A 15,524-nucleotide genomic window follows, 5' to 3' on the forward strand; every position below is an offset into this window, starting at 1 on the left:
ATCTATGTCACAGAGTTTTGGCGATCTCGCACCGAGTGTTTACCCCGGTGAGCGACTCGGGCTCCCCGAGTCCGGGCCCCGATCCGTTGCGCGCGTCGGCCGTAGGTTGATTGCGGTCTGCATCGACTGGGCGCTCGCGTCGCTTCCCGCGTACCTGCTTATCGGCGGGCCGAACGCGATGTGGTGGCACCTCCTCGCGTTCGCCGCGCTCCAGATCATCTTTATCCCCACGATCGGTGGCTCACTTGGCCACCGCATCGTAGGCCTGCACGTTGTGCCGATCGCGGGCGGCTGGATCGGGCTCTGGCGCCCAATCGTGCGCAGCCTACTCGTTACGCTCGTGATTCCGGCGCTCGTCTGGGATTCAGACCAGCGTGGCTTCCACGACAAGATCGCAGGGACGGTGCTTATTCGCGCCTAGTGCGCGATCACGGGATGATGCGAAAACGCGATGTCAGAGCCGACAACGACGTCCAACGCGCCGCAAGACGTAACACGCCTGAAACAGTGCTTCCATGCTCCGGAAATGCTGGAAGCATAGGCTTTACCTACGAAGCGGCAGACCGCCGCACCGAAAAGTGAGGATCCCGATGTTCAAGACTCCGCAGGAAGTCATCGACTATATCCGCGAAACCGATGTCAAGTTTCTCGACATCCGGTTCACCGATCTCCCAGGTGTGCAGCAGCACTTCAATATCCCTGCGAGCACGGTAGACCTCGATTTCTTCGAGGTTGGACAGATGTTCGACGGCTCCTCGATCCGCGGCTTCGCCACGATCGCTGAGTCCGACATGCAGCTCATCCCCGATGTCACCACCGCGTACATCGACCAGTTCCGCGCCGAGCGCACGCTCATCATGGTGTTTGACATTTACAACCCCCGCACCGGCGAGATCTACTCGAAGGATCCGCGCCAGGTAGCGAAGAAGGCCGAGCAGTTCCTCGCGTCGACCGGAATCGCCGACACCGCCTTCTTCGCGCCGGAGGCCGAGTTCTACATTCTCGATTCGGTCCGCTACGAGACCACTCCGCGCCGCACCTTCTACGAAATTGACTCGGAAGAGGCGCACTGGAACTCCGCAACGAAGTACGAGGGCGGCAACCTGGGCAACACGACCCCGCTCAAGGGCGGCTACTTCCCGGTCTCCCCCGTCGACAAGCAGGCAGACCTGCGCGACGATATCTCGCTTCGCCTCATTGAGGCTGGCCTCCACCTCGAGCGTGCACACCACGAGGTTGGCGCGCCCGGCCAGGCCGAGATCAACTACCGCTTCGACACGATGGTGTCGGCCGCTGACGACGTGCTGAAGTTCAAGTACATCGTCAAGAACACCGCTGAGCTGTGGGGCAAGACCGCCACGTTCATGCCGAAGCCCGTCTTCGGTGACAACGGCTCGGGCATGCACACCCACATGTCGCTCTGGCAGAACGGCGAGCCACTGTTCTACGACGAGAACGGCTACGCAGGCCTTTCGGACGTCGCACGCTGGTTCATCGGCGGCATCCTCAAGCACGCACCGTCGCTCCTCGCGTTCACGAACCCGACGATCAACAGCTACCGCCGCCTCGTAAAGGGCTACGAAGCACCGGTAAACCTCGCGTACTCGGCCGGCAACCGCTCGGCAGCGATCCGCATCCCGCTCACCGGTTCGAACCCGAAGGCGAAGCGCATCGAGTTCCGCGCCCCTGATGCTTCGGGCAACCCGTACCTCGCGTTCGCCGCGCAGCTCATGGCGGGCATCGATGGCATCCGCAACCGCATCGAGCCCGGTGAGCCGATCGACAAGGATCTCTACGAGCTCCCCCCGGAGGAAGCCGCGAGCATCCCCCAGGTTCCTGGCTCGCTCTCTGAGGCGCTCAGCGCGCTTGAGGCGGATCACGCGTACCTCCTCGAGGGTGGCGTCTTCACCGAGGAGCTCATCCAGACCTGGATTTCGTTGAAGAACGAGACAGAGATCATGCCGATGGCGATCCGCCCTCACCCGTACGAGTTCGAGCTCTACTACGGCGTCTAGTGAGGCTTGCGCGCGTCGCCCGCGGCCTGAGTCCGCTGGCGGCGAGCTGCGCGCGCAGGCGTACACCGGCCCGGATAGTGCACGAAAACGCCTCCAGAGGGCTCACAGCGCGCTTATAGGGCACACATCGACCACAGAGGAGCCCCTCTCCGGCTAATGCCAGGGAGGGGCTCCTCTGTGTTGTTCGTCTGCGACGTGGGCGTCGTTCACGTTCCGCGACGAGGCGTCCGCCGCGCAGACGAACGCGGGGGAAGCGGGAGCGTGTTACTTGCGCTTACCGATTCCGAGGTCGCGTGCCGTCGACTTGTCACCGGTGAAGGAGTTGCGCAGCGCGAGCGAGCGGACGATCCCGTCAGCGATCTGGCGCGCATTGTCTGCGGCTGTCGGCCCCTCAGTGGGAGCCTCCTCGGTTTTTTGGAACCCCGCCCGGATCTCCTCGTCGAGTCCTTCGAGGACTGACTGCTGGACATGGGAGGGAAGACGGTGAAAGCTTTCGCTGGGCATGATGTCTATGTTATGCCACAGCAGGGGGCATGCCGGGCGCGTCTCCCACTTCGCCGTCAGTTCGCCGTCACTTCGGCGCCGCCGCGGTGCGGTTTAGGTGCTGCGTTGGCGAGGCTTCGGCGCGACGCCGGTCCCGTATCGGCGGGACATTGGTGCGGTTTTGGCGCACCAGCTGCCGCGCAGCGGCCCATTTCAGTACCTTCGTTGCTACTGAAATGGGCGCGCGAGCGCAGGAAATCGGTCGTTCAGGAGTCGATGTCTTCCTCGAAGTCAATGTCCTCACCATCGAGGATCACCTCAAGCATCTTCGCTAGATAGTTCATGCCGCAAGGCTACGCCGTGTCCAAGCTGAGCACTAGCCCTATAACGAAATGGTCACAAACCGTTCAGCTGCTCGTTTCAGTTTTCCACGAAACGACCCCCGCTACCGGTGTGCGCGACCCGGCACGCACACGAGACCGCTCCCCCTGCGAGGGCACCGACTATGCCTGCACCTCAGGGAACAACTCGTCCTCGCGATACCCGAAGAACTCCCGCTCGAACACTGCCCGGGCGCGCCTGCTCACCGAGTGCCAGCGCTCGACGAGTTCGGTGGTGCTCCCGCCCTGGTATCCGAGCACCCCGGCGATGCCAGCGAGATCGCGCCAGTCTCGCGGCAGCGTGTCGGAGACGCGGCCGTTCCAGAGGCGCATAGCCGAACGAAGTGTGCTCGCAAAGCGCCACGCCTCTTCGAGGGTCTCAGCATCTTCGGGCGTGATGAACTCGAGCTCAGCCGCCGCGGTGAGGGCCTCAATCGTTGAGACGGTGCGCAGCTCGGGGTGCTCAGCACCGTGCTGGAGCTGCAGCAGCTGCACGAGCCACTCCACATCGCTAATCCCGCCCGGTCCAAGCTTCAGGTGCATGCCTGGATCCTGGCCCTGAGGGAGGCGCTCGCCTTCGACCCGTGCTTTGATACGGCGCACTTCTCGGAGCTGATCCTCGCCAAATACTGCTGGGTACCTGATTGGGTCTGCCATGACGAAGAACTCTGCGCTCAGGCTGGTGTCGCCGGCAGCGTGCCGCGCACGGAGCAGCGCTTGCGCCTCCCATGTAACCGACCAACGTTCGTAGTAGCTTCGATAGGACTCGAGGCTCCGCACGAGCGGGCCGTTCTTGCCCTCTGGCCGCAAATCGAAATCGAGATCGACTGGGAACCGCGGGTCAGACACGAGCGCTCGGAGTTCCGTGATCATTCTGGCTGCGGGAGAGACGGGCCCAGAACTCGTCGCCCCGCCGCGCGCGACGGCGACGAGATCGATGTCCGAGGCGAATCCAAGCTCGCCGCCTCCGAAGCGGCCCATACCGATGAGCGCGATCTCTGGCGGATCCGCCTCACCGGAGTAGTGCGCACGGATTGCGATGAGCAGGGCGTCAAGCAACGCCGTGTGCGCTCCGTCGAGCCCCCGAGCGACGCCCTCCTCGTCGAGCACGCCGACGACGCGGCCCATCGCGAGACGCAGAATTTCGCGGCGGTGCACGCCGCGCAATCGCTCGGCGGCTGACCGCGACGAGGATCGCCGTGACACCAGCGACCGCATTTCGCTGAGCAGCGCAGCGGGATCGGGCGGCACGAGCAGCGCATCGCGTTCGAGCCAGGCGACGCCCTCTGGGTGGCTTTCGAGAAGCCCGGCAGCAAACTTTGAGTTCGCGAGTAACTTGGTCAGTCGTTCGGCCGCAAGCGAGCCGTCCCTGAGCAGCCGCAAGTACCACGACGAATTCCGGTTCGCCTCGCTGACCTTGCGAAACGCGAGCAATCCGAAGTCGGGGTCCGTCCCCTCCGCAAGCCACTGCAGAAGAACGGGCGTGAGGTTTCTGAGTATCTTCGCGCTCCGGGACGGGCCGCTCGCCAGCGCGGCGAGATGGCGCGAAGCACCATCGGGATCCATAAACCCAATGCTCGATAGCCGGGCGCGCGCCTCGGCTGAACCGAGCACAAACTCCTCGTCCGGGAGCGCTGCGACGGCGCTGAGAAGCGGCGCATAGAAGATCTTGAGGTGCAGCTCCCGCACGTCGCGGCGGACGCGCTCCCACAGCTCCTGCAGTTCGGAGGCGCTCCGCGCCAGCCCGGAGGCGCGGGCAAGCACCCTCAGACCCTCCTCGTCGCGAGGCATGAGCGCGGTTCGGCGAAGCTCGCGCAGCTGCAGCCTGTGCTCGAGCACACGGAGCGTGCGGTAGTCCTCGCTCAGACGTTCCCCGTCGTGCCGCGCGACGTAGCCGTCCTCGACGAGTGCACGCAGCGCTGGCAGCGTGCCACGCAGCTGCAGGTGTTCGTCGTGCTGGCCGTGCACCAGCTGCAAGAGCTGCACGCTGAACTCGATATCGCGGAGCCCGCCGGGGCCGAGCTTGATCTGGTACGGAAGCTCGTCCGTCGAAATGTGTTCGGTAACGCGTTCCCGCATTCGCTGCACCGATCCGACGAAGTCTTCACGGTTCGCCGATGCCCACACGAGTGGCCGAGTGAGCGCAACAAATTCGTCTCCGAGCGCGATGTCGCCAGCGCACGGTCGAGCCTTAATGAGGGCCTGAAACTCCCACGCCTTCGCCCATCGATCGTAGTAGCGCATCATCGACTCAAGGGTGCGAACGAGCGGGCCCTGCCTGCCCTCTGGCCGGAGGTTTGCGTCGACCTGCCAGAGCGGCAGCTCGAGGGAGGGATGGTGAATTGCCCGCATGACTTCGCGCGCCAGCGCCGTCGCTGCCCGCTCGTCGCCCTCGGCGATGAACATCACGTCGACATCGGAGACGACGTTCAGTTCCTCCGCCCCGCACTTGCCCATCGCGATGATCGAGAACCGCAACTCTTCGAGCGATTCTTCGGTGACCTGCGCGGTGCTGTCTCCGGCGAGCAGCGTCGCGCGACCGACCACGATTGCAGCCTCGAGTGCGGCATCAGCGAGCCCTGACAGGGCCGCGGCGACGACTTCGAACGCCGGTCGAGCGTCGGGGAGATCCTCGTGCGAGCCCGCGCTGAGCAAGTCGTAGAGACTCACCGCGGTAAGCAGCTCGCGATACTTCACACGGAGTGCATTCCAGCCCTCCTCGCCAGCGAGTCCCCCGTTGTCGCCGGTGACGGCTCCGAGGAGCTGCTCACGCGCCTCCTCACCGCTCGGGAGCCAACCGTCCCTGGCGGTGAGCCCTGCGATGAGGTCTGGGTGGCGCAGCAGGAAACTCCCCAGCGCGGGCGACGCCCCAACGACGATGCACAGTCGACGCCAAGCGAACGCGTCGAGCCCGGAAAGCTGATCGGCGTGCGTTTCGGCGAGCCGGAGCAGCAGCGACAGCGCAGAGTCGGGGTCGGCCGCCACTGCAAGCCCCTCGAGCAGGGACGCCCGGTCGGCATCGCCGAGGAGCGACGCGAGCTCAGCGATGCCGTCCCTTGCAGTGGAGAGGCTTTGAAACCCAGCACGGGCGTAGGCACCTAGCTCTCCCCGTCGCCCGCCTGGTGGTGTCCCCGTAGCCGCCATCGCTCGAACTAGATCGTGTCGAGCATCGAGTTGAGCTCGAACGGCGTGACCTGGCTGCGGTACTCGTCGACCTCGCGCCTACTGTCGCGAATGAGGTAGGCGAAGACCTGCTCGCCGAGGGTTTCGGCGACGAGCTCGGAGCGCTCCATGACCGCGAGCGCGTGCTCGAGGCTCTGCGGCAGTGGATCGAAGCCCATTGCACGACGCTCTCCGTCGCTCAGCGCCCAAACGTTGTTCTCCGCCTCTGGCGGAAGCTCGTACTCCTCCTGGATGCCCTTGAGGCCGGCCGCAAGGAGCACGGAGAAACCGAGGTACGGGTTCACAGCGCTGTCCATGCCGCGGTACTCGACGCGCGCCGCTCCCCCCTTGCCCGGCTTGTACATGGGTACGCGCACCAGGGCTGAGCGGTTGTTGTGCCCCCAGCTGACAAACGAAGGCGCCTCGTCGCCACCCCACAGGCGCTTGTACGAGTTCACGTACTGGTTCGTCACGGCGGTAAGTTCGGGCGCGTGGCGAAGCACTCCCGCGACGAAACGGCGTGCGGTGACAGACATGTGGTATCTCGCGCTGGGGTCGTAGAATGCGTTCTCCTCACCCTCAAACAGCGAGACGTGGGTGTGCATCCCCGACCCGGGCTGGCCGGCAAGCGGCTTCGGCATGAAAGTAGCGTGCACTCCCTGCGCGATAGCAACTTCCTTCACCACAGAGCGGAAGGTCATGATGTTGTCCGCCGTCGCAAGCGCGTCGGCGTAGCGGAGGTCGATCTCGTTCTGGCCTGGGCCCGCCTCGTGATGGCTGAACTCCACGGAGATCCCGAGGTCCTCGAGCATGTTCACGCTCTCACGGCGGAAATCGTGTGCGGTTCCGCCTGGAACGTTGTCGAAGTAGCCAGCGCGGTCTACCGGAATGGGCCCCTCTGGCCCGATGTCCTTCGACTTCAGGAGATAGAACTCGATTTCCGGGTGGGTGTAGAACGAGAAACCCATGTCCGCCGCCTGGGCCAGTGTGCGCTTGAGCACATTGCGGGGATCCGACACTGCCGGCTCCCCATTCGGGGTCCGAATATCGCAGAACATGCGCCCGGTTGGTTCGCTCTCGCCACGCCAGGGAAGGATCTGGAACGTCGACGGGTCAGGAACGGCGAGGAGATCCGACTCGTACGCGCGAGTGAGGCCCTCGATCGCTGAACCGTCGAAGCCAATGCCCTCACTGAACGCACCCTCGACCTCTGCGGGTGCGAGGGCGACGGATTTCAGCGCTCCGGCGACATCAGTGAACCAGAGTCGCACGAATTTCACTCCGCGTTCCTCGATCGTACGAAGCACAAAGTCTCTCTGCTTGCTCACGCGGCAGCTCCTCTCGGGGCGCGGATCCATACCGGGTTCGGTACGGCTTTCAGCCTACCGCCCGCAGGCTACTCGTGAGCGTTAACCCGCTATTCGTCTTCGTCCTCTTCATTCCACTCGCGTGCCCGTTCCGCGAGGATCTGCGTCGCTCGTGCGGCCTCATCGCGTGTCTTGAAAGGGCCAACCCGGTACACCGCAAGTGATTGCGGCCCCTCTTCGACCTCACCGGTCTTGGAATTGAACCAGTACGTCTCGGCGGGATCGTTGATCCCCCAGTCCTGTTTGCTCACGGGCTTCCCTTCGTTGGCTTACTCCTAGACTAGACGTATGCCTTTCGATGACCACGGCAATATTGTCTCCGGTGTTCTCCCAGCTCAGCGTTCAGTGCCCTCAAGCATTGTGCGCCCGCCATATGTCGGCCTGCTCGAGCCACCGGCGTACGAGGGTGACAACACCTACAGCGAAGACGAAGTCGCAAAGATCCGTGCCGCAGGCCGGATAGCTTCCCGCGCGCTCGACGCCGTAGGGGCTGCGGTCGCACCGGGCATCACCACGGCAGAGCTGGACCGGATCGGCCACGAGGCCGTCGTGTCAGCTGGGGCGTACCCGTCGACGCTCGGCTACCGCGGCTACCCTGCTTCGAGCTGCACCTCTGTCAACGAGGTCATCTGCCATGGGATCCCTGACGACACGGTGCTCCGTGAGGGCGACATTGTGAACGTCGACATCACGGCCTACCTCGACGGTTTCCACGGCGATACCAATCGCACCTTCCGTGTTGGCACCGTCGCCGAGGACGTCGACCTGCTCATCGAGCGCACCCACGAGGCGATGATGCGCGGGATCAAGGCCGCGAAGCCTGGCCGCGAGGTCAACGTGATCGGCCGCGTGATAGAAACCTACGCGAAGCGCTTCGGCTATGGCGTAGTTCGCGATTTCACCGGACACGGCGTCGGTTCGTCGTTCCACACCGGGCTGATCATCCCCCACTACGACTCGGCTCCACGCTTTAGCGACGTCATCCAGCCCGGTATGGTGTTCACCGTCGAACCCATGCTGACCCTGGGAACGCACGAGTGGGACATGTGGGCGGATGACTGGACGGTCACCACGCGGGACAAGTCAATCACCGCACAGTTCGAGCACACGATCGTCGTCCGCGAGAACGGATTCGAACTGCTCACCGTTTCTGAGTAGCGTAGTCGCTGAGGCTTACAGGAACGCCAGATATACCGGCGCCTGTTAGCCTCGTTGAATTTTAGCTCGGCGCCGGGTTTCTACCGTGGTTCATCAAACGAAAGTGTCAACTCGATTACCCTTGCAGGGACATGGCGACTGTCCATTCCCTGCGCTATCGCGACAACTTCCTTGTCTGCAACTCCGACCCAGAGCCCCATCAGCAAGGGCACAAGCTCGCTGCCGAGTGTCGTCGACGCTGAGCGCACTTGGTCATAGACAACCGTCATCGTCGTTTGCTTTCTACGCCGAGCATCGAAGAGCCCGAGTAAATACTTCGCAGGGACGGATAGCACCTTGGGCGCGTGGTGGAGTTGCAGCAGCCAATAGGTGGCGGAGCTGTCAGCTTCCAGCAACTTCTCTAACTGACTCCGGTCGACTAGCCATTTGGGCGACTCTCGGATGTCTTCGCGATTCGCGGCTTGCTTGATCTGCACGAGATGCCCGGTCTGGAGTACTAGCCGTTTAGGAAGGTTGATTGTCAACGTGATACCCAGGTCGGCACCAAATTGTTGCTCATGCAGGTTTGAGTTGGTTGAGGTGACCTCGAGCAAGACAGGAGGCGACGTCGATGGCGCTACAGGAAGGGGAGCCGGGTCTCCAAATGCGGAAACTAGATTCCCCACGAGGTTGCCAGTGACCTCGGTTTCCTCTGAGAGCCCTCCGGTGACTAAACGCTTGACCGCAGTGTCTATTCGCGCCTCAAGGTTTGCTTCGAGTTCAACGTTGTCTAGCCACGTTCGTGCAGGAGCGGACACGCTCACGGGCACAGAAAAAAAGCCTATTGTCAATTTGCCACTTGTTTGACGTGCCTGAGGCGCTCACTTCTCCGGACCCAACAGCAACTAGCGCCCCATGCGCTTTGCGTCCGATCCTGGTGCCCGAATACTCCGCAGCGATGGCCCGCAGCTCGTCTTTGGCCTTGTCGAATCTATACGCCAATTCTGTGACGAGCTCATCGTGCCGTTCATCGTTGACGGCGAGAAACCAATAGATGGCCGCGGTCAACTCATCAGTATTCTCATGGTCGTCCACTAAGTCTCGCAGACTATTCCTGAGGGATGTCTGCTCCAGGTGATTCGAACGCCTGTCGAGCAGGTCCAAGGTGCATTCAACCAGAAAGACAGGGTTGCAAGCTTCAGCCTGGATCAAACCCGCTCGAGCTTCATCCCGAATTCCCTCGCTGGTGTTAGCGTAAGCCGCAACTATCGCAATCAAAGGCGAAATCCAATCTGGCCAACAGCTCGAAGCCAGAGACAAATCGGTATTACCGAAGAGGGGGCGCACGAGACCTGCTCCGCTCCATCTGACGACAGGCGCACCCGATTGTGAATCCGGTCGCAGCCGTTTGAGAAATCGCTGACGAACTTCGACTGGGGAAAACTTGGCGAGAAGGGGACGCAAATGACTAAGTTCTTCGGAAGCGAGCTTTCCAAAAAACGAATCCTGCGTTTGGCGCAAAACGTGACTGTTTACCGCCCCCCAATGTCTCGGGACCGGCGGCCACTCCCCATACGCATAATCTTCCATACGCGCACGGGTTGCCGCTTCATCATCACGGAACATGGCCTGCCACCCTGCGTACTCTTTTTTTTTGTTCGACAGAGATGTGCTGCAAAAGCTCAGGGAGTTCAGCGCTATTCCGCGACTCGGCCGCTTTGCCGGCGTCGAGAACTCCCATGTGCCGTTCCTTCCACGGCGTGTAGGCGATTTCGTCCATTCGGGCTTCAAATTCCATTTGCCAAATTACCTCGTCATCGGGCGTATCAGCGTTCAGAAAATTTGAGCGTCGGAATTGAGCAATTCCCTCTTGGCTCAGGTTGATCGGTATCAAAAGCTCGGCATTCTCATCCGGCTCGTTGTCGCCAAGTCCCATATGTTCGTTCGCCCCTCTTTGCGTCCGGCGCTGGTCGCTTCAAAGTAAGCAGCAGCTCATCTAGGCCATAGTGTGCCACAGAATTGGTCCAAACCGACCCAGCTGCCAAAGGAACTCGGGAGATATCACCATCGAGGCACTCTGCCTAAGAGAGAAATGAAAGGAATGGGCCAGCTGTACGCCGGGTTCTGTCCCGTTGGCCGAAGCCAACTTAGACGGTTATCTCTCTCGGGGCACTGTTGCCAGTACCCTCTAGCAGCCCACCCGCAGACTCGGCGGGGCGCGTCATCGTCTGCTGTCTGGCCTTGCTCCGAACGAGGTTTACCTGGCCGCCCGTGTTACCACGAACGCCGGTGGGCTCTTACCCCACCCTTTCAGCCTTACCGGCCACGGCGAACCACGGCAGGCGGTCTACTCTCTGTTGCACTTTCTCGCGGGTTACCCCGGGTGGGCGTTACCCACCGTTCTCCCCTGCGGAGCCCGGACGTTCCTCGGCGCGATGTCGCAAGCGACACGCGACGCAACCGTCCACCGGCCCATTCCGTGTTCTAGTCTAGCGCCGGAAGCCGGCGGGTGAGACCATAGCGCGGCGAGAAGGGCTACTGCTCTTCGATGACGCGGACGAGGATCGCGCCGGTCTCCGGGCAGAAGACGACCTCGTCGTGTGGTGTGTTCGTGATTGTGCTGAGGTCTGCGGGGCTGAGCGCCATGCCGCTTGCCTCTGACACGTTCCCGCGGAGCTTCGCCGCTCCGATTCCCACCTGCGCTCGGGTCTTCTCGTAGAGCGCGAGCAGGTCGCCCTGCACCTCGGCGGAGAGGCCTGCGCGCTCTGTTTCGGCGGCGGCGCGGTCACGCGCGGTCTCCGCCTCGGCGTCGGCGATCCGCGCGTTAATCGCAGCGCGGCGTTCTTCGACACCGGCAAGCACCTGCTCGGCCTCCGCGAACACGGCTTCGGCTGCCTCCGCAACCTCCATCGCTTCGAGCTGGCGCTCCTCGAGCTCATTCTTTCGCCGCCCGAGCGCATCTAGTTCGGACTGCAGCGCGACGGCTTCCTTGCTTGACGTGCTCACTGCGAGCATTTCGTGGTCACGCTTCTCACGCTGCTCAACGACCTCAACATCGGATTCGATGCGTGAGAGTTCGAGCCTGCGCGCGTCGAGCTCGCGCTGCGCGTCCATGTAGGTGTTGCGCACGTCCTCGCGTTCCGCCTCGAGCGCCGTGAGTTCGGCGCGTTCTGGCAGCTGCTCGCTGCGCTTGCGCAGGCGCGCGAGCGTGTGGTCGAGCTGCTGGAGGTCGAGCAGCAGGAGCTGCTGGCGGGGTGTGGCCTTCATACCCCCAGCTTACTCTGCGTCCGGCTGCCCTTCCGGGCGCGCCCCCACAGAAAAACTCCATGCGTCTGTGCGGATCCCGCTCACGCGGAACTCGACGCCGGGCAACCGCTCGCTGAGCGCGGCCGCAGCGCCCTCCAGCCAGAGCGATTCGCTCGCCCAGTGGGCGACATCCACGAGCGCTGGGCCGCCCGACACGGCCGATTGTTCGAGCGCCTCCTGCGCGGGGTGATGCCTGAGGTCAGAGGTGAGGTACACGTCAGCTGCGCGCACGGTGGGGTGGTCGAGCAGGCTGTCCCCTGCTCCCCCAAGCAATGCGACGGTCGCGATCTTCCGCAGAGGATCACCCGCGACCCGGACACCGCTCACCGTCGCCGGGAGTATCCCGACAACCCGCTCGGCGAAGTCGCGCAGGCTCACTGCTTCGGGGAGCGCACCCACACGGCCGATGCCGACCGCGCTGTCTTGCGCGAGCGGGACGATGGGCGTGGCGTCAACGAGGCCGAGCCGCTTCGCGATGACGTCGGAGACGCCTCCGGCCGGCTGGTCCGCGTTCGTGTGCGCGGCGATGAGTGCGCAGTCCGCGCGGATGAGCGAGGCGAGGAGCGCCCCCTTGCCCGTGTCCTCGGCAACGGTGTGGATCCCGCGGAGCAGCAGCGGGTGGTGCGTGATGAGCGCGTCGGCATCCCACTCGACGGCCTCTTCGACGGTCGTGCGGACCGCGTCGACAGCGAGCAGTACGCGGCGCAGCTTGGCATCGTTGCGGCCGGAGACGAGGCCGACCCGATCCCACGATTCCGCGGTGTCGGTCGGCCACATCTCCTCGGTCGCGCGTGTGAGGTCTGCGAGCGTGAACGTAGTCATGCTTCGAGGTTAGCGCCGGAGGAGCCGCCTCGACACGAGGTTTCCGACGAGCTGAGCGAGCTGCACGAGCACGATGATGAGCAGCACGGCGGACCAGGTCACCCAGGGGTTGAACTGCCTGAAGCCGTACTTCAGCGCGAAGTCACCAAGGCCGCCAGCGCCGACGGCTCCCGCCATCGCTGACATGTCGACGACGGCGATGAACGCGAAGGTGTAGCCGAGCACGAGTGGGCCGAGCCCCTCTGGGATGAGCACGGTTGCGATGATCCGGAGCGGGCCAGCCCCCATCGCGCGCGCGGCCTCGATCTGCCCTGGCGGCACGGTGAGGAGGTTCTGTTCGACGAGCCGGGCGATGCCGAACGATGCCGCGAAGATCAGCGTGAAAATCAGCGCGGGATCGCCGATGCCGGTTCCTGTGATGACCCTAGCGAGGGGCATGAGCCCGACTACGAGGATGATGAACGGGATGGGCCGGAAGAAGTTCACGAGCACGTTGAGCACCCAGTAGGTCGGCTTGTTCTCGAGCAGGCCGCCCGCGCGGGTCGTCGTGAGTAGCACGCCCATGACGAGGCCGACGGCGCCGCCAATGAGCATCGCGAGGCCGACATACGTGAGGGTCTCCAGCGTGGCTTGGCCGAGCGCTGGGAGGAGTTCGATCAGGCGATCCATTATGCGAGTACCTCCAACTCGGCGTGCTGGGCGAGGGCGGCGATCGCGTGCTCGACCTGCAGCCCCTCGCCGATGAGTTCGAGTGTGAGCTTGCCGAAGGACCGGCCACCGACCTCGGTGATGCCGCCGTGCACGATACTCACGCCGACACCGCGATCAGCGAGGGTCTGGAACACAACGGGCTGGTCCGCGCCGCCGTCACGGAAGGTGAGCGAGACGAGCTTGCCCCGGTGCTTCTCGCGGAGTTCGCGGAGGTGCTCGGCGTTTGGCTCGGTTGGCAGTGCGGTCGAGACGAAGCGGCGCGTCGTGTCGGCCTGCGGGTTCGAGAACACCTCGAAGACCTCGCCCTGTTCCACGGCGGTTCCGCGGTCCATGACGGTTACGCGCTGCGCGATCTCTCGCACGACATCCATCTCGTGGGTGATGAGCAGGATCGTGATGCCGAGCTCGCGGTTCACGCGGCTGAGGAGCTGCAGCACCTCGCGGGAGGTGTCTGGATCGAGCGCGCTGGTTGCCTCGTCTGCGAGGAGGAGCCCGGGGTTTGTAGCGAGCGCCCGCGCAATCCCGACGCGCTGCTTCTGCCCACCGGAGAGTTGTTCGATGTGGAATCCGGCGTGGTCTGAGAGCCCAACGAAGTCGAGCAGTTCTCGCACCCGGTTCTGCCGCTCGGCGCGCGGGACACCGGCGACGACGAGCGGATACTCAACGTTTTTGGCAACGGTTTTCGAGTGGAAGAGGTTGAACTGCTGGAATATCATGCCGATGCGTGAACGCACGGCACGCAGCTGGGATTCCGAGTACCCGGTGATGTCTTCGCCGTCGATGATCACGCGCCCACTGGTGGCGCGTTCGAGGCCGTTGACGAGCCTGAGCAAGGTGCTCTTGCCCGCACCCGAGTAGCCGATGACGGCGTGGATTTCACCCGATGCGACCTCGAGGCTGACATCGTCAATGGCGATCGTTTCGGTGCCGGATCGGCCGCGCGCTGGGTAGCGCTTGCCGACCGAGTGGAGTTCAACGCGGGTCATGAGTTACGAGCTTACTTGCTAGTGGGGAGAGCGGTGGTGTGCGGCCTCGGCCGCCGAACGAACGAAGGTGATCTCTGGCGCGGAAGAACCGACGCCAGAGACACCTACGGGTGGGGGCTACTTGCCCGCGCGGTAGTCGTCCTCTGCCTGGGTGAGGATCTCTGCGAGCTCCGACTGCGGCAGCTTCACGAGCACAGCGCCGTCACCGACGTAGTCCTTGAGCGCGGCCTGGACCTTCTCGTTGGTCTGGTAGATCTCAACGAGCTTCAGGTAGGTCTCGTTGTCCTTGTCTTCCGCGCGCGCCGCGAAGATGTTCGTGTACGGCGCTACTGCAGGATCCTCTGCGCTGTCCGAACCGAGGGAGTCTGCGAAGTCAAGGCCTGCGGGCTCAACGTAGTCGTTGTTGATGACACCAGCATCGACGTCGGGAAGCGAGGCCGGGATGAGTTCGGCACCAAGCTCGGTGACCTTCACACGTGACTTGTCGGCGATGACGTCTTCGACGCCCGAAGTCGGGCTTCCGCCGTCCTTGAGCTCGAGGAGGCCAAGCGACTGCAGCACGAGGAGCGCGCGAGCGCGGTTCGACTCGTCGTTCGGGATCGCGACGGTGCCACCCTCAGGGATGTCCTTGATGTCGTCGTACTTATCGGAGAAGACGTTGAGCGGGTAAACCACGGTCGAGCCGAGGGCTACGAGGTCGTCGTTCGCCTCTACATTGTGGTTCGCGAGGTAGATGATGTGCTGGAACTGGTTCAGGTCGAGGTCGCCGGCCGAGAGTGCCGGGTTCGGCTGGGGGTAGTCGTTGAAGTCGACGATCTCGACCTCGATGCCTTCCTTCGCAGCCTCGTCGACGAAGACCTCCCAGTAGGGCTGCCCGCCGGGAACGACACCGATGCGCACGGGGCCTTCGCTCGTCTCGCCCTCGCTGTTCGCCGGCGCTTCCGATGCGCAGCCGGTGAGTGCAGTTGCCGCGATGGCGAGTGCCGCGATGGATGCGGCGATAACGCCGCGCTTCTTCAAAGACATGGGGTTCCTTTTCGTCATGTTTGCAACTGTTTGGTCAGGCTGGTGGCAGGAATCTTGCGCATTGGCACGAATCACTATGTGCCGCCCGTTACTAGACAATCCTGCGCCCAACGAGCCAAATCCCCCAAT

The 15,524-nt window shown here is 63.4% G+C and carries 15 protein-coding genes and 1 other RNA gene; 4 read left to right on the forward strand and 12 right to left on the reverse strand.

Going from position 1 to position 15,524, the window contains the following annotated elements; all coding sequences use genetic code 11:
• Positions 1 to 4: 4 nt before the first annotated feature.
• Complete coding sequence (locus tag SD72_RS05560) at positions 5 to 421, forward strand: RDD family protein (protein ID WP_042543455.1); 417 nt, start codon at positions 5 to 7, stop codon at positions 419 to 421.
• Between the two features lie 169 nt (positions 422 to 590).
• Positions 591 to 2,015: a type I glutamate--ammonia ligase gene (gene glnA, locus SD72_RS05565; protein ID WP_042543456.1), complete on the forward strand. Its 1,425-nt coding sequence runs from the start codon at positions 591 to 593 to the stop codon at positions 2,013 to 2,015.
• A 264-nt stretch (positions 2,016 to 2,279) separates the two neighbouring features.
• Here glnA (SD72_RS05565) and SD72_RS05570 read toward each other — a convergent pair whose 3' ends face one another.
• From SD72_RS05570 to SD72_RS05585, 4 genes are all read right to left on the reverse strand, one after another.
• Complete coding sequence (locus SD72_RS05570) at positions 2,280 to 2,519, reverse strand: hypothetical protein (RefSeq protein ID WP_042543457.1); 240 nt, start codon at positions 2,517 to 2,519, stop codon at positions 2,280 to 2,282.
• 482 nt (positions 2,520 to 3,001) lie between these two features.
• Positions 3,002 to 6,022, reverse strand: a complete 3,021-nt coding sequence (locus tag SD72_RS05575) for a bifunctional [glutamine synthetase] adenylyltransferase/[glutamine synthetase]-adenylyl-L-tyrosine phosphorylase (RefSeq protein WP_042543458.1) — start codon at positions 6,020 to 6,022, stop codon at positions 3,002 to 3,004.
• Positions 6,023 to 6,030: 8 nt separating this feature from the next.
• Complete coding sequence (glnA, locus tag SD72_RS05580; protein ID WP_042543550.1) at positions 6,031 to 7,368, reverse strand: type I glutamate--ammonia ligase; 1,338 nt, start codon at positions 7,366 to 7,368, stop codon at positions 6,031 to 6,033.
• An 89-nt stretch (positions 7,369 to 7,457) separates the two neighbouring features.
• On the reverse strand, positions 7,458 to 7,658 hold the full coding sequence (locus SD72_RS05585; protein WP_042543459.1) for a hypothetical protein: 201 nt from the start codon (positions 7,656 to 7,658) through the stop codon (positions 7,458 to 7,460).
• 37 nt (positions 7,659 to 7,695) lie between these two features.
• Between SD72_RS05585 and map the strand changes: the two genes are divergently transcribed.
• The gene (gene map, locus SD72_RS05590) at positions 7,696 to 8,565 is read left to right on the forward strand and encodes a type I methionyl aminopeptidase (RefSeq protein WP_042543460.1); all 870 of its coding nucleotides are present in this window, start codon (positions 7,696 to 7,698) and stop codon (positions 8,563 to 8,565) included.
• Positions 8,566 to 8,645: 80 nt separating this feature from the next.
• Here map and SD72_RS05595 read toward each other — a convergent pair whose 3' ends face one another.
• Entirely contained in the window at positions 8,646 to 9,158 is a 513-nt protein-coding gene (locus SD72_RS05595) for a hypothetical protein (RefSeq protein WP_157000472.1), read from the reverse strand.
• 301 nt (positions 9,159 to 9,459) lie between these two features.
• Between SD72_RS05595 and SD72_RS17695 the strand changes: the two genes are divergently transcribed.
• Positions 9,460 to 9,642, forward strand: a complete 183-nt coding sequence (locus SD72_RS17695; RefSeq protein ID WP_157000473.1) for a hypothetical protein — start codon at positions 9,460 to 9,462, stop codon at positions 9,640 to 9,642.
• A gap of 517 nt (positions 9,643 to 10,159) precedes the next feature.
• Here the strand turns inward: SD72_RS17695 and SD72_RS05605 are convergent.
• From SD72_RS05605 to SD72_RS05630, 7 genes are all read right to left on the reverse strand, one after another.
• Positions 10,160 to 10,480: a hypothetical protein gene (locus SD72_RS05605; protein ID WP_042543463.1), complete on the reverse strand. Its 321-nt coding sequence runs from the start codon at positions 10,478 to 10,480 to the stop codon at positions 10,160 to 10,162.
• Between the two features lie 161 nt (positions 10,481 to 10,641).
• An RNA gene (gene rnpB, locus SD72_RS16850) (RNase P RNA component class A) lies at positions 10,642 to 11,020 on the reverse strand.
• A gap of 59 nt (positions 11,021 to 11,079) precedes the next feature.
• Positions 11,080 to 11,811: a zinc ribbon domain-containing protein gene (locus SD72_RS05610; protein WP_042543464.1), complete on the reverse strand. Its 732-nt coding sequence runs from the start codon at positions 11,809 to 11,811 to the stop codon at positions 11,080 to 11,082.
• A gap of 9 nt (positions 11,812 to 11,820) precedes the next feature.
• Positions 11,821 to 12,672 carry a Nif3-like dinuclear metal center hexameric protein gene (locus SD72_RS05615; RefSeq protein ID WP_042543465.1) on the reverse strand — a complete coding sequence of 284 codons (852 nt, stop codon included), beginning with the start codon at positions 12,670 to 12,672 and terminating at the stop codon, positions 11,821 to 11,823.
• A gap of 9 nt (positions 12,673 to 12,681) precedes the next feature.
• Positions 12,682 to 13,341 (reverse strand): methionine ABC transporter permease, encoded by a 660-nt coding sequence (locus tag SD72_RS05620; protein WP_042543466.1) that lies wholly within the window; start codon positions 13,339 to 13,341, stop codon positions 12,682 to 12,684.
• On the reverse strand, positions 13,341 to 14,369 hold the full coding sequence (locus tag SD72_RS05625; protein ID WP_042543467.1) for a methionine ABC transporter ATP-binding protein: 1,029 nt from the start codon (positions 14,367 to 14,369) through the stop codon (positions 13,341 to 13,343). Before SD72_RS05625 ends, SD72_RS05620 begins: the two co-directional genes overlap by 1 nt.
• A 117-nt stretch (positions 14,370 to 14,486) precedes the next feature.
• Entirely contained in the window at positions 14,487 to 15,395 is a 909-nt protein-coding gene (locus SD72_RS05630) for a MetQ/NlpA family ABC transporter substrate-binding protein (RefSeq protein WP_042543468.1), read from the reverse strand.
• Between the last annotated feature and the right edge of the window lie 129 nt (positions 15,396 to 15,524).

The organism is Leucobacter komagatae (assembly GCF_000834055.1).
Taxonomy (GTDB): Bacteria; Actinomycetota; Actinomycetes; order Actinomycetales; family Microbacteriaceae; genus Leucobacter; species Leucobacter komagatae_A.